This is a genomic window from Bradyrhizobium sp. SYSU BS000235 (assembly GCF_049747295.1).
Taxonomy (GTDB): domain Bacteria; phylum Pseudomonadota; class Alphaproteobacteria; order Rhizobiales; family Xanthobacteraceae; genus Afipia.
The window spans coordinates 712,609-732,531 of record NZ_JBMHJM010000001.1 but is presented as its reverse complement, the minus strand read 5'-3'; the positions used below and the strand labels follow the sequence as shown (position 1 = coordinate 732,531).

The 19,923-nt window shown below is 57.8% G+C and carries 16 protein-coding genes; 9 read left to right on the top strand and 7 right to left on the bottom strand.

The genetic code is table 11. The features are described from left to right. Positions 1 to 28: 28 nt before the first annotated feature. Both ACP0KA_RS03350 and galE read right to left on the bottom strand, forming a co-directional pair. Positions 29 to 1,831, bottom strand: a complete 1,803-nt coding sequence (locus tag ACP0KA_RS03350; RefSeq protein ID WP_424627420.1) for an ABC transporter ATP-binding protein — start codon at positions 1,829 to 1,831, stop codon at positions 29 to 31. 113 nt (positions 1,832 to 1,944) lie between these two features. Continuing rightward, a complete protein-coding gene (gene galE / locus ACP0KA_RS03345; RefSeq protein ID WP_424627419.1) occupies positions 1,945 to 2,958 on the bottom strand; it encodes a UDP-glucose 4-epimerase GalE in 1,014 nt (337 codons plus the stop codon). A 182-nt stretch (positions 2,959 to 3,140) separates the two neighbouring features. Between galE and waaC the strand changes: the two genes are divergently transcribed. Beyond that, positions 3,141 to 4,091 carry a lipopolysaccharide heptosyltransferase I gene (gene waaC, locus ACP0KA_RS03340; protein ID WP_424627418.1) on the top strand — a complete coding sequence of 317 codons (951 nt, stop codon included), beginning with the start codon at positions 3,141 to 3,143 and terminating at the stop codon, positions 4,089 to 4,091. A 3-nt stretch (positions 4,092 to 4,094) separates the two neighbouring features. Here waaC and ACP0KA_RS03335 read toward each other — a convergent pair whose 3' ends face one another. From ACP0KA_RS03335 to waaF, 3 genes are all read right to left on the bottom strand, one after another. Beyond that, positions 4,095 to 4,628, bottom strand: coding sequence for a D-glycero-alpha-D-manno-heptose-1,7-bisphosphate 7-phosphatase (locus tag ACP0KA_RS03335; protein ID WP_424627417.1), 534 nt, complete (start codon positions 4,626 to 4,628; stop codon positions 4,095 to 4,097). Beyond that, on the bottom strand, positions 4,625 to 5,218 hold the full coding sequence (locus ACP0KA_RS03330; protein WP_424627416.1) for a D-sedoheptulose 7-phosphate isomerase: 594 nt from the start codon (positions 5,216 to 5,218) through the stop codon (positions 4,625 to 4,627). The genes ACP0KA_RS03335 and ACP0KA_RS03330 overlap by 4 nt, the downstream gene beginning before the upstream one ends. Before the next feature lie 70 nt (positions 5,219 to 5,288). Beyond that, positions 5,289 to 6,368: a lipopolysaccharide heptosyltransferase II gene (gene waaF / locus ACP0KA_RS03325; protein ID WP_424627415.1), complete on the bottom strand. Its 1,080-nt coding sequence runs from the start codon at positions 6,366 to 6,368 to the stop codon at positions 5,289 to 5,291. 344 nt (positions 6,369 to 6,712) lie between these two features. Here waaF and rfaD point away from each other — a divergent pair, with 344 nt between their 5' ends. Genes rfaD through ACP0KA_RS03305 form a run of 4 tightly spaced genes read left to right on the top strand, consistent with a single transcriptional unit; the run spans position 6,713 to position 12,410 of the window. Continuing rightward, positions 6,713 to 7,693, top strand: coding sequence for an ADP-glyceromanno-heptose 6-epimerase (rfaD, locus tag ACP0KA_RS03320; protein ID WP_424627414.1), 981 nt, complete (start codon positions 6,713 to 6,715; stop codon positions 7,691 to 7,693). Positions 7,694 to 7,720: 27 nt separating this feature from the next. After that, entirely contained in the window at positions 7,721 to 9,193 is a 1,473-nt protein-coding gene (rfaE1, locus tag ACP0KA_RS03315; protein WP_424627413.1) for a D-glycero-beta-D-manno-heptose-7-phosphate kinase, read from the top strand. Then, positions 9,190 to 10,500: an O-antigen ligase family protein gene (locus ACP0KA_RS03310; RefSeq protein ID WP_424627412.1), complete on the top strand. Its 1,311-nt coding sequence runs from the start codon at positions 9,190 to 9,192 to the stop codon at positions 10,498 to 10,500. The genes rfaE1 and ACP0KA_RS03310 overlap by 4 nt, the downstream gene beginning before the upstream one ends. Next, positions 10,497 to 12,410, top strand: a complete 1,914-nt coding sequence (locus ACP0KA_RS03305; RefSeq protein ID WP_424627411.1) for an SDR family NAD(P)-dependent oxidoreductase — start codon at positions 10,497 to 10,499, stop codon at positions 12,408 to 12,410. The genes ACP0KA_RS03310 and ACP0KA_RS03305 overlap by 4 nt, the downstream gene beginning before the upstream one ends. Positions 12,411 to 12,477: 67 nt before the next feature. On the opposite strand, the gene ACP0KA_RS03300 is transcribed toward ACP0KA_RS03305, so the two are convergent. Beyond that, complete coding sequence (locus tag ACP0KA_RS03300; RefSeq protein WP_424631477.1) at positions 12,478 to 13,482, bottom strand: MraY family glycosyltransferase; 1,005 nt, start codon at positions 13,480 to 13,482, stop codon at positions 12,478 to 12,480. Between the two features lie 200 nt (positions 13,483 to 13,682). On the opposite strand from ACP0KA_RS03300, the gene ACP0KA_RS03295 reads away from it, so the two are divergent. After that, positions 13,683 to 14,051 (top strand): hypothetical protein, encoded by a 369-nt coding sequence (locus ACP0KA_RS03295; protein WP_424627410.1) that lies wholly within the window; start codon positions 13,683 to 13,685, stop codon positions 14,049 to 14,051. Positions 14,052 to 14,330: 279 nt separating this feature from the next. Further along, positions 14,331 to 15,770: a glycosyltransferase gene (locus tag ACP0KA_RS03290; protein WP_424627409.1), complete on the top strand. Its 1,440-nt coding sequence runs from the start codon at positions 14,331 to 14,333 to the stop codon at positions 15,768 to 15,770. A 29-nt stretch (positions 15,771 to 15,799) separates the two neighbouring features. Here ACP0KA_RS03290 and ACP0KA_RS03285 read toward each other — a convergent pair whose 3' ends face one another. Beyond that, the gene (locus tag ACP0KA_RS03285) at positions 15,800 to 16,765 is read right to left on the bottom strand and encodes a lysylphosphatidylglycerol synthase transmembrane domain-containing protein (RefSeq protein ID WP_424627408.1); all 966 of its coding nucleotides are present in this window, start codon (positions 16,763 to 16,765) and stop codon (positions 15,800 to 15,802) included. Positions 16,766 to 17,426: 661 nt separating this feature from the next. Here ACP0KA_RS03285 and ACP0KA_RS03280 point away from each other — a divergent pair. Beyond that, on the top strand, positions 17,427 to 18,443 hold the full coding sequence (locus ACP0KA_RS03280; protein ID WP_424627407.1) for an NAD-dependent epimerase: 1,017 nt from the start codon (positions 17,427 to 17,429) through the stop codon (positions 18,441 to 18,443). A gap of 22 nt (positions 18,444 to 18,465) precedes the next feature. Continuing rightward, positions 18,466 to 19,878, top strand: coding sequence for a mannose-1-phosphate guanylyltransferase/mannose-6-phosphate isomerase (locus ACP0KA_RS03275; RefSeq protein WP_424627406.1), 1,413 nt, complete (start codon positions 18,466 to 18,468; stop codon positions 19,876 to 19,878). Positions 19,879 to 19,923: the final 45 nt, after the last annotated feature.

Genomic DNA, 19,923 nt, shown 5'->3' with positions numbered 1-19,923 from the left:
AGGAGACGGCAGGGTTAATTGCGGGACCTTACGCGCTCGCCGCGATGGTGGCTAGCGGCGGCGCTTCACGATGCTGCAGCCGGAAGAACGAGGCATAGCGCCCGCCGCTTCGCAGCAGGTCATCATGCCGGCCGGTCTCGACGATCTGGCCGCCTTCGACCACCAGGATCTGGTCGGAATGCATGATGGTATGCAGGCGATGCGCGATGACGATGGTGGTGCGGTTCTGGCACAGATGCTCAATCGCTTCCTGCACCAGCTTCTCGGATTCGGAATCCAGCGCAGCGGTGGCTTCATCGAGCAGGATGATCGGCGCGTTCTTCACCAGCGCGCGGGCGATGGCGATGCGCTGGCGCTGGCCGCCGGAGAGTTGCGTGCCATGCTCGCCGACCGGCGTGTCGTAGCCGAGCGGGAAGCTCATGATGAAGTCATGGGCGCAGGCGGCCTTTGCAGCCGCAATGATTTCGGCATCCGTCGCGCCGGGTTTGCCGAAGGCGATATTCTCGCGAATGGTGTCGCGGAACAGGTAGACGTCCTGGCCGACATAGGCGGTCTGCTGGCGCAGCGAACGGCGCGAGACGTCCGAGACGATCTGGCCGTCGATGACGATGGCCCCGAACTTCACCTCGTAGAAGCGAAGCAGCAGCGCCAGCACCGTGGACTTGCCGCCGCCTGACGGGCCGACCAGCGCAGTGACCTTGCCGGGCTCTGCGACAAAGCTCATGCGGTTGAGAACGGTCTCGTTGTTCCGATAGGCAAACGTCACGTCGCGGAATTCGACCTGCGCCTTGGTCAGCGTCAATGCCGGCTTGTCGCCGTCGTCCGGTTCGCTCGCCGGGCTGTCGACGATCTCGAGCAGCTTGCGGGCGCCGACCAGATAGCTGTTGAGCTCGATGTTGAGGCGGGCAAGCCGCTTGGCCGGCTCATAGGCCAGCAGGAATGCCGTCAGGAACGAGAAGAACTGTCCGGGCGCAGCACCGGTGGCGATGACGCGGTAGCCGCCGTACATCAGCGCACCTGCGATGGCAAAACCGCCAAGCGTTTCCATCAACGGGCTGGACCGGCTCTGCACCCGTGACATTTTGTTGGCGTTGGCTTCGACCGCAGCGATGCTGTTGTCGATGCGGGCCTGCATCGTGTCTTCAAGTGTGAAGGCTTTGACGGTGCGGATGCCCTGCAGGGATTCCTGCATGGTCTCCAGAATGTCGGTGGTGCCGGTGAACTGATCGTGGGCGAGGTGCTTGATCCGTCGCACCAGCTTGCGGATGAAGAACATGGCCGGCGGCGCGACCAGCAGGCCGGAGATCGACATCCACGGATCCTGGATCACCATCACCGCGACGAGGCCGACCAGCGACAGGAAATCGCGGCCGACGGCGCTGATCAGCAGGTTGAGGACCTGCGTGACCGACTGTGCACCCGCAGTCAGTCGTGCCAGGAACTCCGACGAGTGGCGGTCCGAATAGAAGCCGATGTTTTCCCGCATCAGCTTGGCGAACAACCGGCGCTGGTTGTTGGCGAGGATGGCGTTGCCGATCCGGGCCAGGATCACGCTATGACCGTAGGTTGCGGCCCCCTTGGCCGCGAACAGCACGATGATGACGAGGGACAGCGAAATGATGCCGGGAACGCTGCGATCGATATAGGTCTTGTTGATCACCTCACCGAGCAGCCATGCGGATCCCGCCGTTGCGCCGGCCGAAACGGCCATGAGCACAAACGCAACGAGATAGCGCCGCCAGTAATGGAGGCCCTGTTCGGTGATCAGGCGGCGGATCAGCGCCGCGGCGCCATACGGGTCGTCGGTAATTTTTCTTGGGAGCTCGGTCATCCGCGTTCCATTGACGGTCAAGCGCCCGTCAGGGTTTGTGCGAAACGTCCGTCTCAATGCCCGCTATGGGGCGAATATTCAAGTAAAAACAGGGATTTTCAGCGAATTGTGCACTACGCTGAAAGGGCCTGCCGGGGCTCGGTTCCACGCTCGCCGAGCAGTTTTTCCTCCCACGCCAGGGCATGACGGGCGATGGTGTCGAGAGTGTCGTATTGCGGGGTCCAGTCCAGGGTCGCCCGAATCCGTGTGGTGTCAGCGATCATCGTCATGATGTCGCCGGGCCGGCGATCCGCATACTGGACGGCGAAATTGCGCCCCGATGCGCGGCGCACCGCCTCGATGGTCTCCAGCACCGAATAGCCGCGGCCGTAGCCGCAGTTCAATGTGACCGATGGGCCACCTTGGTTGAGGTAAGCCAGGGCTGCGCGATGTGCCTGCGCGAGATCCGTGACATGGATGAAGTCGCGAATGCAGCTTCCGTCGGCGGTGGGGTAATCGGTTCCGAAGACGTCGATCTTGGCACGCTGTCCGGTTGCGACCTCGACCGCGATTTTCAACAAGTGCGTGGCGCCAACCGTCGCGAGCCCGATGCGCGCCTGCGGGTCGGCGCCTGCGACGTTGAAATAGCGGAGAACGACATAGTTCATGCCATGCGCGCTGGCGACATCGTGGAGCATGATTTCCGTCATCAGCTTCGATGACCCGTAGGGCGACAACGGACGCGTTGGAGCCTCCTCGGGAACAGGCATGTAATCCGGATTGCCGTAGACCGCTGCGGTGGACGAGAAGATGAAACGGCTGACGTTGCACTTCACGGCGGCGTTGAGCAGGTTGCGCGTGGTCATGGTGTTGTTGCGGTAGTAGCCGAGCGGATCGCGGAGGGAGTCCGGGACGACTACCGAGCCAGCGAAGTGAATGATCGATTCCACATTGTGCTGGGCGATGACACCCTCGACGAGATTTTCGTCAGCAGCGTCGCCGATGAACAGCGGCACGTTCTCGGGAAGGAAATGCGAAAAGCCGGTCGAAAGATTGTCGATCACGACGACGCTTTCACCGGCATCCGCCAGTGCTCGAACTGTGTGGCTGCCGATATAGCCAGCGCCTCCGGTCACAAGTACGGTCATATTTCAATCTCTCGTCGAAGCCGGCACGACATGCGGCACTTTCAATTTGCCGGCATCGTGCCGCCTAACGGTGGAATTGAAGTATTAAGCCGTCAGCTTTTCGGGCTCATTTCATGGCTTTTCGGGCAGGAACCTGCTTTATGGTTTCCGAAATGTAACGCCAAACCTCTGACACTCGTCCGATGCGCGATATTCTGTTCATAAAGACCTCTTCCCTCGGGGACGTGGTGCATCAAATGCCCGCCATGACCGATGCGCGACGGCGCTATCCCGAGGCTCGCGTCACGTGGGTCGTGGAAGAGGCGTTTGCGCCGCTGGCGAAGCTTCATCCGGGCGTTGACGATGTGATTTCGGTGTCGACGCGCCGCTGGCGTTCGCAGCTTCTGCAATCGTCGACATGGCGCGACATATCTGCGTTCAAGGCGCGCATGCGAGCGGTGAATGCGGACAAGGTGATCGACACCCAGGGGCTTATTCGCTCGGCCTTGATCGCGCGGACCGCGCAAGGCGAACGGCACGGTTATGATGCAGCCAGCATTCGCGAGCCGATCGCATCGCGCTTCTACGATGTCACGCACAAGGTAGCGCGCAATCAGCATGCGGTGACGCGCAACCGGCTGTTGACCGGACTGAGTCTCGGTTACTCGCCCGATGATGCGATCGACTATGGATTGATCAGGCCGCCGAAAGATGAAGCGTCGCGTTATGCGGTGCTGCTTCACGGAACGTCGAAAGCCGCCAAGGAGTGGCGCGAGGTCGACTGGATCGGAATCGGAAAGTGGTTGCGCGGACAAGGCCTCGATGTGTTGCTGCCGTGGGGATCGGAGCGCGAGCGCCTGCGTTGTGAGCGGCTCGTTGCAGCGATTCCGGGAAGTCGTGTGCTCGATCGCCAGCCGCTCGATGCGACGGCAAAGGTCATTGCCAATGCATCACTAGTGGTTGGCGTCGACACCGGGCTGCTTCACCTCGCGGCGGCGTATAGCGTGCCACTGATTGCCGTGTTTCTCGCGACAGACCCGGGACTTACGGGGCCGGTTGGAAGCGGCCCGATGACTGTGATCGGCGGAAAGGGGATGTATCCCTCGTTCGAGCGCGTGATCGAAGCCGCGCAGAAGTTGCTCGCTGCTGCTTGACGATCAGCGTTGTTGCTGCGCCAGAATCGTATCGACGAAATCCGTGAGATTTCCGCCAGAAAACAGAAATCCCTTGATGCCGACCGCTGCGCCGGCTTCGAGATCGCGATCCTTGTCTCCGATCACGAAGCTGCGGTCCTTGTCGACCGGCCAGTGCATTATGAGATCGAGCAGCATTCCCGGTTGCGGTTTACGCCAATCGCATTCGCTGGTGTAGGCCGGCACTGTTCCATCAGGGTGATGGGGACAATAGCGCACGTCGTCGATACGTGCGCCTTCGCGCGCGAGTTCGCTGCACATCCAGGCGTGCAGGGTGCGAACATCGTCTTCGGTGAAAAGACCACGCGCGACACCCGACTGGTTGGTGAAGAGGAAGACGAGATAGCCGGCGTCGTTCAGCTTGCGGATCGCGCCGGCAACCCCGGGCATCCAGCGGATTCTGTCGCGGGTCCCGATATAGGCATCGTCATGGTTGACGACGCCATCGCGGTCGAGAAAAGCCGCGGGCTTGAGTTGCGAAGCAGAATTGCCGCTCATGCCTTCTGTTTTCCGCGCAGCATCGCCTCCTCGACGTCATCGCAAATGGCGTGCATCACCATCATGTGGATCTGCTGGATGACAGGTGTGTCTTCGCTCGGCGCGACCAGAAGATGGTCGCATGCCGCGCGCATGCTCTCGCCCTTCAGGCCGGTAAATCCAATGGTGGTGATGCCGAGATCGCGTGCAACGCGTAAAGCAGCGAGAATGTTGGGCGAGCGACCCGACGTGGTCAGCGCGAACAGCACATCGCCGCGCTTGCCGAGGCCCTGAACCTGCCGCGCGAAGACCTGCTCGAAACCGTAATCGTTGGCGATGGCGGTGAGGGCGGACGTATCCGTGGTGAGCGCGATCGCCGCCCAGCCGGGACGTTCCTGCTTGTAGCGTCCGACGATTTCTGCGGCGATGTGCTGGGCATCAGCCGCGCTGCCGCCATTGCCGATCAGGAGCAGCTTGTTTCCTGCGCGTAAGGCATCGGCGGTGACATTGGCGATGGTGTGCGCTGTGGTAAGCAGTTCGCGGCTCTGCACGGCATTGGACAGGCCGGCAAACGAGCTTTGAAAATGCGCGGCGATCCGATCCTTGCTCACATGTCACCGTGTTCGTTGAAATCGTTGATCATTGGTAGTCAGCGGACCCTGTCTGCGCAAGGTCCCGACGTTACGCGGGGGCGTTGGCCGCGGCCCTCGTCATGACATCCTGCGCGATGTTGACGACATCCGATGCCGGGATATCGCGCATGCAGTGATGGTCGTTGGCCGTGCAGATTGGGCGGTGGCACGGCTGGCAGGGCAGGTCGGTCGGCCGTTTGACCGTGGCGGCAAGGCCGTTGAGCGGCATCCAGTGATAGGGACTGGTCGGGCCGAAAATGCCCATGGTCGGCGTGCCGATGGCGGCAGCGATGTGCATCAGCCCCGAATCGTTCGAGATCACGAGTTTGGCTGCGGCCATCGCCATGATGCCGTTGCGCAGGTCGGTCCCGGTCAGGTCGCGAACGCACGGACCTCCCGCGCGGACGATGTCGGCCGCGATGGTCTTTTCGCCCGGTCCTCCGACCACCCAGACGTTCAGTCCGCGTTCGGTGAACATGCGCGCTATTTCCGCATAATAGGTCCAGCGTTTCGAGGCGCCCACCGAGCCTGGGGCGAGGGCGATAGCGGCACTGGTGCCCAGTCCATTTGCTGCGCGCCACGCCGCCACCTGATCCGCTGGAACCATCAGTTGCGGCACCGGCCATTCTGTCTTCGGCAGCGGTGCATTCGCAGGAAGCGCGAGGGTTGCATTCTTGTCGATGAAGCGGGGCATGGCTCTCTCGCCCCAGCGCCAATCGTTAATCAGCCCGAACCTGACCTCGCCGACGAAGCCGGTCCGTTGCGGGATCGCGGCGAGCGCTGGTGCAATGGCCGACTTCCAGGTCCGGGGCATCACCAGGGCCGTGCCGTAACCCGCCTCCCGGAACTGTTTCGCCAACGCCCATTGCTTGGCCAGCGCCAGCCGGCCGCGAGGCAGATCCCAGACAATCCCTCTGCGGACGCCGGGCATGTAATCGACGAGTGGCGCGCATAGGCTCGTGGTCAGCAGGTCCACAGGCCGGTTAGGCCAGCGCTCCTTGAGCACCCGAACAACGGTGTGGCCGCGGACGAAGTCGCCGATCCACATGTATGGAATGATCAGGACTGGACTGGTCTCTGCCGGATCGGGGGGCAGTCCCATCTCGCCTAAAAATGAATCTTTATTCATTTATTATGTGAGCCTACAGAAGCAGGAGTCCTGCACAATCAGCCGGTTAGCGCGTCGTTTGCGCGCCGTCCAGTCGGCATTTTGTAGATGCGGAAACTGTTCACATTACAGACGGCGAGTTGAGTTGCCTGCCGGGCTGGAGTGAGTCAAAGGTGGCGAGTGCCTCGAATCCAAAGCTTGCCTCATAGTTCGGCGCATTCCATAGCGAACTTTGGATTCGAAAGAACACTAGCAAATTTATGATCTGAGTGTGGTTTAGGTTCAGAAGTTCGCTTGAAGCGCGCGCCGGAAAATGAAGCGAACTCCTGAACTACCACACGAACATCAACTGGGCGGGATTCTTCATGCTGCTGGTGACCGGTGGAGCCGGGTTTATCGGATCGAACGTTGTTGCCGCGCTCAATGATGCGAGCCGCGCGGACGTGGCCGTTTGCGATTTTTTGGGGACTGACGGGAAGTGGCGCAATCTGGCCAAGCGCCAATTGGCCGACGTCGTTCCTCCCGCGGAACTGATGCAGTGGTTAAGCGGCCGGAAGCTCGATGCGATCATTCATCTCGGCGCCATCTCGGAAACCACGGCGACCGACGGCGATCTTGTCATCGAGACAAATTTTCGGCTGTCGATGCGTCTGCTGGACTGGTGCACGGCGAGCGGGACACCGTTTATCTACGCCTCGTCGGCCGCGACTTATGGCGACGGCGATCAAGGCTTCCGCGATGATGCTTCCCTGGAGGCGCTCAGGAAGCTGCGGCCGATGAACCTCTATGGATGGAGCAAACATCTGTTCGACATGGCGGTCGCTGAACGTCTCGTGCAGGGCGAAAAAATGCCGCCACAATGGGCCGGTCTTAAGTTCTTCAATGTGTTCGGTCCGAATGAATATCACAAAGGCACGATGATGAGCGTGCTGGCGCGCCGGTTTGATGATGTCAAATCGGGACGTGTCGTGCAGTTGTTCAAATCGCATCGTGATGGAATTGCCGATGGAGACCAGCGGCGCGATTTCATTCATGTCGATGACGTTGTCCGCGTGATCATGTGGTTGCTGGCGACGCGCTCCGTGAATGGCATCTTCAACGTCGGTACCGGCCATGCCCGCAGTTTTCGGGATTTGATCCTCGCGGCCTACAGTGCGCTCGGCACTGCGCCGAACATCGAATACATCGACATGCCGGAGCAAATTCGCGGCAGTTATCAATACTTCACCGAAGCTGAGGTCGATCACCTTCGCCGTGCAGGTTACAATGGCGGTTTCACCAAGCTTGAAGATGCCGTTGGCAGTTATGTCAAAGGCTTCCTCGACCAAGCTGATCGCTACCGCTGATCGTGCATAAAGGACACAGGCGTTCTCATGTTTGATTTTGACGCGCTGTCGCAAGCGATTGGCCGCCAGACCGTGTTGTGCGTCGGCGATTTGATGTTGGACGAATTCGTCTATGGTGAGGTTTCGCGCATTTCACCCGAAGCGCCGGCGCCGGTGATTGCGGCTCAGCGGAGCGAGCTTAACGTCGGTGGTGCCGGCAACGTCGCGCGCAACATCGCCTCGCTGGGCGCGCGTTGTATTTTTGTCGGCCTGATCGGCGACGATGCCGCGGGCAGCGTGCTCAAGTCGGAACTCGCGAAGGAAAAGCTGATTGAGCTGGCTCTGGTCATCGACCCGGCCCGGCCCACGACGCGGAAGGTACGGTTCGTGTCCGAGCACTTCTCCACCCACATGCTCCGGGCCGATTGGGAACTGGCTGCCCCTGCATCCGAAGATATCGAGAAGAAGCTCATTGACGCCGTTGTCGCCGCTTTGCCACGTGCAGACGTCGTGTTGCTGTCCGACTACGCAAAAGGCGTGCTCACCGCTCGCGTGATACGCAATGTCATCGATGCGGCGCGTAAGCTTGGCAAGCAGGTGATCGTCGATCCGAAGAGTGCGAATTTTGCAATTTATCGTGGGGCGACCCTCCTCACGCCGAACCGCAAAGAGTTCGCTGAAGCGACACGACGACGAATCCAATCTGATGACGATATCGCCGAGGCATCGATTGAAGCGTTGCGCACGGCCGACGCCGAGGCAGTGCTGGTGACGCAGAGCGAGCATGGCATGACACTCGCGCATCGCGATGGGAGCCTCATTCATGTTCCTGCACAACCCGCGAAGGTTCGCGATGTGTCAGGCGCGGGTGATACAGTTGTCGCGACCTTGGCGGTTACGCTGGCGGCGAAAGCGGATTGGGAAACCGCGCTGCGCTGCGCGACATCCGCTGCCGCAGTGGCGGTGAGCAAACCGGGAACGGCGACAGTTTCGCTGGCCGAGCTGCGACGCAAGATCCTGCCCCACGCGTCGCTCGCGGCGGAGGAGAAGATTGCGTCGAGCACGGCTGATCTGGATGCACACCTGGCTGAATGGCACAGCGAAGGGCTGCGGGTGGGCTTCACCAATGGATGCTTTGATATCCTGCACCCGGGTCACGTCCGGGTTGTGACCCAGGCGCGAGCCGCATGCGATCGTTTGATTGTCGGTCTTAACAGCGATGCATCGGTGCGGCGGCTCAAAGGACCCGAGCGGCCGGTGCAGGATGAGCGCGCGCGTGCTGAGGTGCTTGCCGCGCTGGAAGCGGTCGATCTCGTCGTGATCTTCGAACAGGATACGCCTTTGGAACTCATCGCGCGGATCAAGCCAAGCGTGTTGGTGAAAGGGGGCGATTATACCCGCGAGCAGGTGGTCGGCCATGAAATCGTCGCGGCAAACGGCGGGGAGGTTGTGCTCGTCGATATCCTGCCAGGGCATAGTACGACATCGCTCGTAAAGCGCGCGCGAGAGAACAGGGCATGACCGCAAATACATCCAGCGATATCGCGGTGGCCCCGTCGCTTTGGCGCGGTCCTGCGGTATGGGCCAGAGCCGCGGATGTCTTCATCATCCTTCTGGCGGTGTCATTGCCGTGGTCCACGTCACTGGTGGCGGTTTTCGCTGTTCTCTGGTTTTTGACATTGCTCCCGACACTCGAGGCGGAGCGCTTTTTGCAATCACTGAAGCGGCCTGCGTCTGCGTTGCCGCTTGCATTGTTTGTGTTGGCCGTCGTTGGAACGCTTTGGTCCACGGATGTCCCATGGGCTGCCCGGCTGCACGGCATCAATCCGGTGGCCAAGCTATTGGCGATTCCGCTGCTCATCTACCATTTCGAAACATCGCAGCGCGGATTTTGGGTTGTCCTCGCATTTTTAGGGTCGTGCACCTTGATGATGCTGACCTCGTGGCTGATTTTTATCGCGCCCCGTATGGCCTTTGATCCGTCGCGCACTCCGGGCGTTCCGGTGAAAAACTATATCGTGCAGAGCCAGGAATTTGCACTGTGCGCTTTTGGGGGGCTCGGTGCCGCCGTCTATTTGTGGCGTGCGAATTTCAAGCGGCGCGCAACGGCATTGCTTGTGGTGAGCGTCGCATTCCTTTGCAACATGGCGTTCGTTGTCAGCTCGAGGACCGTGTGGGTCTGCGTGCCTTTTCTGCTTCTGGTCTTTGCGCTACTGCACTTCAAGCGCCGAGGCGTGTTGATCATACTTGCCGTCGCAATTGCTGCGGGGGCGGTGTTTTGGGCATCATCGCCCTATCTACGCATGCGGACGGATAGTGTAGCGGTGGAATACGAGGAATATCACGACCAAAACGCGTCAACCTCGACGGGGCTGCGCCTCGAATACTGGCGCAAGTCGCTTAAATTCATCCAGAACGCACCTTTGATTGGCAACGGCACCGGATCGACCAAAACGCTGTTTGAAAAAGATGCGGTCGGAAAAAAAGGCGTCTCAGCCGAAATTATTGGAAATCCTCACAACCAAACACTGAATGTTGCCGTTCAGTGGGGGCTGCTTGGCTGTGTTGTGCTTTACGCAATGTGGCTTGCGCACTTGAAAATGTTTTCAACGCCCGGGTTGATCTCCTGGATCGGTTTGGCCGCGGTGGTTGAGAATTTCGTGAGCTCTCTCTTCAACTCCCATCTTTTTGACTTTGGCGAGGGGTGGATTTATGTGCTGGCGGTCGGTGTAACTGGAGGCATGCTGTCTCGTATTCGCGGTTCTTCAGTTGGAACTGGTCCGAAAACAATATCGGGTTCTGCTGAAGAGGGGCTGATGCAACCATGATCAGATCTTTTACGAACCTGACATGGCGGAATGCTCTGATCGCGGCCCACGATGCGCTGGCGACGATATTTGCTGTCCTTGCCAGCTTCTATCTTCGCTTTGAGGGCGGCGGGCTGCTGGAACGTTTGCCGCTGCTCTGGCGCATTTTGCCATACTTCATTCTGCTGAGCATCGTTGTTTGTTATGTCTTCAAGCTGACCGTTACGAAGTGGCGGTTCATCTCGCTGCCCGATCTTTTCAATATCGTGAAAGCGTCGACGGTTTTGGCGTTAGCGCTGCTGGTGCTCGATTATATTTTCATCGCTCCCAATGTTTACGGGACGTACTTTTTCGGCAAGACGACGATCATCATCTACTGGTTTTTGCAGATATTTGCCCTCGGCGGCACGCGCGTTGCCTACCGGTATTTCCGGTATACGCGGACAATCAATCAGGCACGTAAGCAAGATTCCACGCCGACAATCTTGATCGGCCGTGCAGCGGACGCCGAAGTGTTGCTGCGCGGTATCGAAAGCGGTGCGGTGAGGCGGATGTGGCCGGTCGGCATCTTGTCGCCGTCGCAGGCCGATCGCGGGCAGGCGATCCGTGGTGTTCCTGTGTTGAGCGGGGTGGATTATCTCGCCGACATTGTCGAAGACTTTGTCCGTCGGCAGCAGCCGATCGAACGCGTCGTTATGTTGCCGTCGGCATTCGAAGCAGATGCTTCGCCGGAATCAGTTTTGATGCGGGCGCGCAAGCTCGGTCTGATTGTGAGCCGCTTACCGTCGCTCGAAGCCAGTGGCGAAACGCCGAGGCTTGCTCCGGTCGCAGTCGAAGATTTGCTGCTCCGGCCGAGTGTGAAGATCGATTACCAGCGCCTGGAGGAATTCGTTCGCGGGAAGTCTGTCGTCGTGACCGGCGGTGGCGGTTCGATCGGCTCGGAGATATGCGACAGGGCGGCAACTTTCGGTGCATCACGTCTCCTGATTATCGAGAATGCTGAGCCCGCGTTGCATGCGGTGACTGAAAGTCTGATTGCCAAGTTTCCCAACGCCGAGATTGAAGGTCGGATCGCGGATATTCGCGATCGTGAACGCATCATACATCTGTTGAGCGCGTTTCAGCCGGACATCGTGTTTCACGCGGCTGCGCTCAAGCACGTCCCGATTCTGGAGCGTGACTGGGGTGAAGGTGTCAAGACCAACATTTTCGGCACGGTCAATGTCGCGGATGCCGCAGCGGCCGCCGGTGCTCAGGCCATGGTGATGATTTCGACCGATAAGGCGATTGAGCCGGTATCGATGCTTGGACTGACAAAGCGGTTTGCCGAAATGTATTGTCAGGCGCTTGACCGGCATTTGGCCGGTGATGTGAACGGTAAGATGCCGATGCGGCTGATTTCGGTTCGTTTCGGTAATGTCCTTGCTTCAAACGGATCGGTTGTGCCGAAGTTCAAGGCGCAGATTGAAGCGGGCGGCCCGGTCACCGTGACGCATCCTGACATGGTCCGTTATTTCATGACTATTCGCGAGGCATGTGACCTCGTGGTCACAGCTGCCACACATGCTCTTGCTCCGGTACGCCCCGATGTGTCGGTCTATGTGCTGAACATGGGACAGCCTGTGAAAATCGTCGATCTTGCAGAGCGCATCATCAAGCTGTCCGGCTTGCAGCCGGGTTACGATATCGACATCGTCTTTACAGGCGTGCGGCCGGGCGAAAGGATGAATGAAATCTTGTTCGCCCATGAAGAGCCGACAGCGGATATCGGCATCGAAGGGATCGTTGCGGCGCGTCCGAATGAGCCTCCGCTTGATGCGCTACAGACGTGGTTGATCACCCTTCAAAAAGCCGTCAGTGGCGAGCAGCGCAATGTGATTGTCGCCGTGCTTAAGGACGCTGTTCCGGAGTTCAAGGCTGGGGCAGCATAAGTCCGCTTTCCGCGCGAGTCCTTACGGCGAACTTCGGAGTGCAAAGTCTTTGGATTCGGGACATTGGCTACGATCGGCGACGGGAGAAGCGCATGAGCATCAAGGCGACACAGCCTATGCCCGCTGCAAGCGCAAGGGGGGGCGCATATGGCGACGTTGTGAACAGAATGAGTGTCGCCAGAACGGCAAGGACGACGTTGAGAACAAACACCTCCGTCACCACCTGCAGAACGCTGAAGCCATTGTCCGTCGCGCGCTGATAGAAGTGCGTGCGATGGGCAATCCAAACTCTCTCGCCGTTCAGCAGCCGTCTCAGCAGCGTGATCGTTGCATCGGCCAGATAATAGAGCGGGAGAAGGGCAGCGGCGACGAGGTGGCCGCTGCCAGCGAGGTGCAGAAGGCACCATCCCACTAACAGACCGATAGGCAGGCTACCGACATCGCCGAGGAACAGCTTGGCAACGGGCCGATTGAAGAAAGCGAAACCGATAACTGCGCCGCAGAGTGCGACCGCGAGCAGTGTTGGAGCAGGCGGCAATACGCCGAACAAGCCGAACACGCCTAGCGCGATACTGATTGGGACAATTTCCGCGACCGTCATCCAATCGAGACCGTCCATGAAGTTCACAAGATTGACGAACCAAAGGCCGCCGAGCAGCAATATTGCTCGCTCGCCCCATAGAGGAATGCTTTTGACCAGATGGAATTGTTCCGGGAGTGTCGCGAGGATCAGTGCCACCGTGAGCGCTTGAAGAGTGAAGCGTGGCAACACGGGCATGGGACGCAAGTCATCAAAAGCGCCAACTGCTGCGAGACAGACGGTCGAGATGAGCAAGGCGAAAAATGCGACATCGAACGTCAGTGCAATGATAGCGCCGGAAATCACCGCCACGGCAATCGTAGTCACAATCACGGCGACGCCACCGCCCTGCGGCGTCGGAATGACGTGTGACGAACGAGCGTTTGGCCGCGCAAGGGCATAGCGCTGGAGAAGAGGGCGCAGGACGATAATGAGCAATACGCAGGTAACGCAGGATGCGGCCAAGATCGCTATTGCGAGGGAAAAACTCATGTTGTCAGGATTGCTTGCCGGAATGATCTTGAACATCTAGCCGGACTTCCAATATGTGGCAACGCTTTGGGCGGATATCGTTTCACTGGCACCGGTGAATCCCAGGTACTGCTCAGTCAAGCGGATATTTATTGGAGAGGACTGCGTGCTTTTCTTTCGCGGAAACAAACGATAGTAAAGCGGTATATCGGGAGTTGGTGGTGTCGAGTGTCTTTCGTTTCATGCAGGCCTTGCTTGCTGTATCGCTGCTGAGTGGGTGCACCTTCTTTTTTGACGTGCAGGAGACGGTCCAGGCGGATCCTGCTCCAGATTCGAAGCAGCAGCGGACTTTATTTGATGCGATTCACAAAATTACCAGCTCGATGAAGGGGGCTGGTGCTTCGGAGATTTCCGAGATCGGGACAAATGAAGCGCAGTCAGGGCCGGAGAAATGGACCGTGTGCTCCCGCGCAAGTTTTTCCAATGAGATGCGTTATTTCACTTTCTTTGTGAAGGGAGAAACTGTCGCGAGCTGGCGACCTTCGGTGATCAATGACAGGTGCGAAACGCGTAGGTTTTCGTCTTTTTAGTGATGAAAGGCGTGTTTACCCTTCAACGAATATTCGTCTCGACAGGTCCAAAATTCGCGAGCTTCTACAACGGAAGTTCCCGGATTGCGAATCTCTCATCATGGCGGGAAATGGTTCACGCATCGATCGGTGCTAGGGGTATCGTTAATCTGAACTGCAGATTTGCGGCGAACGGCTGCAACCTGTACTGATACTTGTGAAATGCTGACAGGCAGAGCATAAAGCCGCCGGAGCGAATTTTCGCCAATTTCCCACGACTTTCCGATCAAGCGTAATCAAATGACCCCATTTTCAAGTTCGGCCCGGAAGCGGGAGATACTCGCGCATTCGGAGAAATTTGCGGCTACTCGTTCGGAATGGCGGCGCAAGGCGTCTTTTTTCCATCGCGAAGATGAAACCTATTTGCGGTTTTTGATTCCAAAACACGCGCGTGTTCTTGAAATCGGCTGTGGTACCGGCGACACGCTTGCTGCGCTTGAGCCTGCATTCGGATTAGGAGTCGATTTCAGCCCGTCGCTCATTGAAGAAGCCCGCAAGCGTCATCCTGACCTGACGTTCAAGGTCGGTGATGCAGAAGACCCTAAAGCGATTGCCGAGATCAGCGGAAAGTTCGATTACATTCTCGTCTTGGATACGATCGGCTCGCTCGAAGACATTCAGAAATTCTTCGAGCAACTCCATCCGCTCTGCACACGCGAAACACGTATTGTCATTGGATATTTCTCCCACCTGTGGCGACCTGTACTGAAGCTGGCGGAGAAGACTGGTCGGCGTATGCCTCTGCCCGAGCAGAATGTTCTCGCGCCAGCGGATGTCGCAGCCCTGGCCGAGCTTGCTGATTTTGATTTCGTGAAATCGGAACGGCGTGTGTTGATGCCGGTTTCTTTGTTCGGGCTGGGAAAAATCATCAACAGGTTCATCAGTGTCTTGCCGGGCTTCCGGTTTTTCGCACTGCGCCACTATTCGGTTTGCCGCTCTGTGCCAGCAGCGAATGAAGATTTGAAATCGGTGAGTGTTGTTATCCCAGCGCGCAATGAGCGCGGTAACATCGAGCCGGCTATTCAGCGGATACCGGCTTTCTGCGACGACATGGAAATCATCTTCATCGAGGGCCACAGCAAGGATGGCACTTTTGAGGAAATGGAGCGTGTCAAAGCCGCATATCCCGATAAGGACATCAAGACCATGGTCCAGCCCGGCAAGGGCAAAGCCGATGCGGTTTTCACGGCCTACGATGTTGCGCGCGGCGACGTATTGATGATTCTTGACGCGGATCTCACGATGCCGCCGGAGCAGCTGCCGAAATTCTGGGAGGCGATCAAGACGGGTCGGGGCGAGTTTATCAATGGATCCCGTCTTGTGTATCCTCTCGAAGATGACGCGATGCGGTTCCTGAACCTCATCGCCAACAAGATCTTCTCTTACCTGTTTTCGTGGCTTCTAAACCAACGGTATACGGACACGCTTTGCGGCACCAAAGTCATGCGGCGCTCCGATTATTATCGACTGCGCGACGGAAAAGCCTACTTCGGGGACTTCGATCCGTTTGGGGATTTTGATCTCATTTTCGGCGCGTCGAAGCTGAATCTGAAAACGATCGATCTGCCTATCCGTTATGCGGCGCGATCTTATGGTGAAACCCAGATATCCCGCTTCCGCCACGGCGTGATGCTGCTGAAAATGGTCGTCTTCGCTTTCTTCAAGATCAAGGCGATCTAACAAACCGGGTGGGTACTTCGGCCTCTTTGTCAGATCTGCGTCAGGCTGTCCGGCACATGGTCGGATTGGCTCGTTTTTTCTGAACTCAGTATCCAGACAAGACCGCCCATTGCGCCGACAATGAAGGACGACGCTCCGAATAAAAGCGAAACGACTGTGCCGTCTGTCTGTGCCAGTCCAGCATAGCCGAAAGCAACCATCATCGTCGCTTCGCGGACGCCCCAGCCGGCAATCGAGATCGGCAGCATAGTGATCAGCATGATCGGCGGGATCAGCATGAACAGCTGTTCAAAGCCGGCGGCCGCAGCGATGGAGCGCACTGCGCACCATGCGATGACAACAGCCATGACATGAATGAGAAGCGAGAGAACCGCTATTTTAGGGCCGCTGCGGCGGTTGAAGATCACCTGGTTCGCAATAACCGAACACGCGTAGATATGATGCGTAAGCCAAAACGTCTTTAGCCAAGACCACGGCAAGCGGCCGAGAAGCAGAAATCCCAGCCCAGCCGAAATAGCTCCCAGATCGATCAGCAGTAGCGCAATTCGACCGTGATCATTGCTGATCAGCTGATAGCTCCATGGCAGGCTTGCGACCACAATGATGGCCAGTGCTATCAGTCCGACCGCGCGGTCCACCAGCACGGAATACGCTGCCGCCCGCCACCCGGCGCCGGTGTGCTTGACCAGCCAAAGCCGCATGGCATCGCCGCCGATGCTCGAGGGCAGCGTTTGGTTGAAGAATGTGCCGATCATGTTGTAGCGAAAGGCCTGCCCGGTCCCGAGCGGTGCAGCGCAGTTCACGCTGATTTCCCGCCAGCGCAGCGCGCCCAGGAAAATCTGAAAGATGGTTGCGATAACCGAAAGCAGCACCCAGCCGACACTAATTTGGCTCAGGCGCGACTGTATGGCCGTGAAATTGATGCCACGCAGCGCGAAATAGAGGAGGGCCGCGGAGATCAATATCCGAGCGGCTAGAAGGAGAAATCCGCGCATTCCGGACCGAGATTGTTGATACGAGGACAGCCGAAACCGGCGCAGACCGCCATGGTTGTCGGCCTATTTTCAGGGCCTTCGTATGGCTTTAGAATTGGTCTGGCAATAGCAAAGCTGGGGCCTATTGCGACGGTCACGCCGTGGTGACCGGAAATAGTCATTTAAATTCAATTGGACCGGACGGCTTTGGGATAGCGCCAATAGGAACGGGGAGGCTATAAGGGCGATGTTGAATTGCTCTGCTCTGTGTCGAGCCGCAACAGCCAAAATATTCCTGGGTGTCGGGATGCTCATTGTCGGAAATGAATTAGCCGCCTTGATGTTTGAATCGATATTTGTCTGAGACGAGAGTTTGTCTTGTTCAATAAACTCGGATTGCCGAAGTCATCAAAGGTGCACACGAACCCTCGGTGTCGGGCAGCTATAGAGACGATGCATGAATGTGGCGCGACGTGAACGAGTTTTGACACATTGCAGCCCGGTCCAGCTGTCATTGTTGCAACTGCACAATTAAGAGCGCGTCGGCGCCGATTGATGGGCCATTCGAAGTTGTTGAGAGAGGGGCAGGGGCTGGTGCTTGACGTCAAGATAAAGCTTGATCGTGCGACGCTACCACCATGCGTCGTGTTATAACGGTTGTAGTCGTCTCATGGTGGAAAAGATGTCAAATGATGCAGTGCTGGTCACCGGTGCAGCGGGATTTATCGGCTTTCACGTCGCGCAGAGGTTGCTGCAGGCTGGTCGCCGCGTTGTCGGATTGGACAGCATCAACAACTACTACGACCCGAAACTGAAGGATGCGCGCCTAAGTCTTCTCAAGAATGATCCAAACTTCGATTTCGTGAAGCTCGATCTTGCTGATCGTTCCGGGATGAAGGCGCTATTCGACAAACATCGGTTCCCCGTCGTCATTCACCTCGCCGCACAAGCCGGCGTGCGTTATTCGATCGATCATCCGCACGCCTACGTCGATGCGAATCTCGAAGGTTTCACGAACGTTCTGGAAGGATGCCGGCATAATGATTGTCGGCACTTGTTGTTTGCTTCCTCATCATCCGTTTATGGAGCGAACACCAAGCTGCCATTTTCGGTGCACGACAACGTCGATCATCCCATCAGCCTTTATGCAGCTTCAAAAAAAGCAAATGAGTTGATGGCGCACGCCTATAGCCATCTCTATCGCCTTCCTTCCACGGGTTTGAGGTTCTTCACTGTCTATGGACCGTGGGGACGTCCGGATATGGCGATGTTTATTTTTGCCAAGGCTATCGTGGAAGGAAAGCCGATCAAGCTTTTCAATCACGGCAACATGCGTCGGGATTTTACCTACATCGATGACATCGCCGAGGCGATCGTTCGATTGATCGATCATGCGCCGAAAGGAAAGGACGCTCCGGGCGCCGCCGCGTTGGATCCAGGAACGAGCACAGCGCCTTGGCGAATTTTCAACATCGGTAACAACAATCCTGAAGAACTGATGAAGGTGGTTGCAATCCTCGAGAAGGAATTCGGACGGAGTGCGATCAAGGAAATGCTGCCGATGCAGCCAGGTGATGTGCCTGCGACATATGCAGACGTTGATGATTTAATGCGCGAAGTCGGTTTTCGTCCATCGACCTCGATCGAACATGGTATTGCCAAGTTTGCTACGTGGTATCGGGACTATCATCAACTGTAAGAATCTAACTGCTTGAGGATACATGAGCGATCGTATCATTCCCCTGATCATGTGCGGCGGTGCTGGCACCCGTCTATGGCCAGCTTCGCGCGAAGGGCGTCCGAAGCAGTTTCTCCGTTTGTTTGGTCCGAATTCAACGTTTCAGGAGACGATGCTGCGCGTCAGCGATCCTGAGTTGTTCGAGCGGCCGATTGTCATCACCAATGCTGGTTATCGTTTCATGGTGCTGGAGCAGTTGAACGAGATCGGTCTAGAGGCCGATGTTCTGCTCGAGCCGGCGCGGCGCGATTCCGGTCCCGCGATCGCGACGGGGGCGTCATTTGCTTTGATGCGTGATCCAGACGCAGTTGTGCTGGCGCTGGCTGCCGATCATGTGGTGCGCGATACAAACGCATTTGTGGATGCCTGCAGAAGGGCCCGACGCGTTGCTGCGGAGGGGCGCATCGTCACCTTCGGCGTGCTGCCCGAGCGTGCAGCAACTGAATACGGTTACATTCGTCCGGGCGAAGCCATCACAGGAGACGTTCAGGCCGTTGAAAAATTTGTCGAGAAGCCTGATGCCGAGACAGCGGCCGGTTATGTGTCGGACGGATATCTCTGGAATTCGGGTAACTTCATGTTCCGCGCGAAAATGTTGCTGGATGAATATCGCGGCGTCGATGCGGAAAGTGTCGCCATGTTGGATGAAGCGGTCAACAGCGCCGGACGTGATCTTGGATTTGTCACGCTTCCGCTGGAGTCGTTCGGCAAAGCAAAGTCGATCTCAATCGACTACGCCGTTATGGAGAAAACCAAGCAGGCGGCGGTGGTCCCGGTATCGTGCGGATGGTCCGATGTCGGCTCCTGGCATGCGGTGTGGGAGTTGTCCGGCAAGGACGCCGACGGCAACGTCGCACAGGGGGTCGCCGTGTTCGAGGACTCGCGCAATTGCAACGTGTCGTCAGACAAGGCTCTGATCGCGCTTGAGGGCGTTGAGGATCTCGTGGTGGTCGCGACGCAGGACGCAATCCTGGTCTCACGCCAGAGCGATCCCAACGGATTGAAGCGGCTAGTGACCAAGTTGCGAACGGTGGCCCCTCAGGTCACGGAAGACCACATCAAGGTTCACCGGCCCTGGGGCTCCTATCAATCGCTTGATATCGGTGACCGTCATCAGGTGAAGCGCATCATCGTCAAGGCGGGCGGCCGTTTGTCGTTGCAGAAGCATCACCACCGGTCTGAGCACTGGATCGTGGTCCGCGGAACGGCGCTCGTCACAGTCAACGAACTGCAGAAGATCGTGCACGAGAACGAGTCGATTTACATCCCGATCGGCGCGACTCACCGGATGGAAAACCCCGGCAAAATTCCGCTGGAGTTGATTGAGGTCCAGACCGGCAGCTATCTGGGTGAGGACGACATTATCCGCATCGAGGATGACTACCGGCGTTCCTAAGCGCTCCGCGCCGAAAAAATAAGTCTTCTCAATTGGTTATAACTC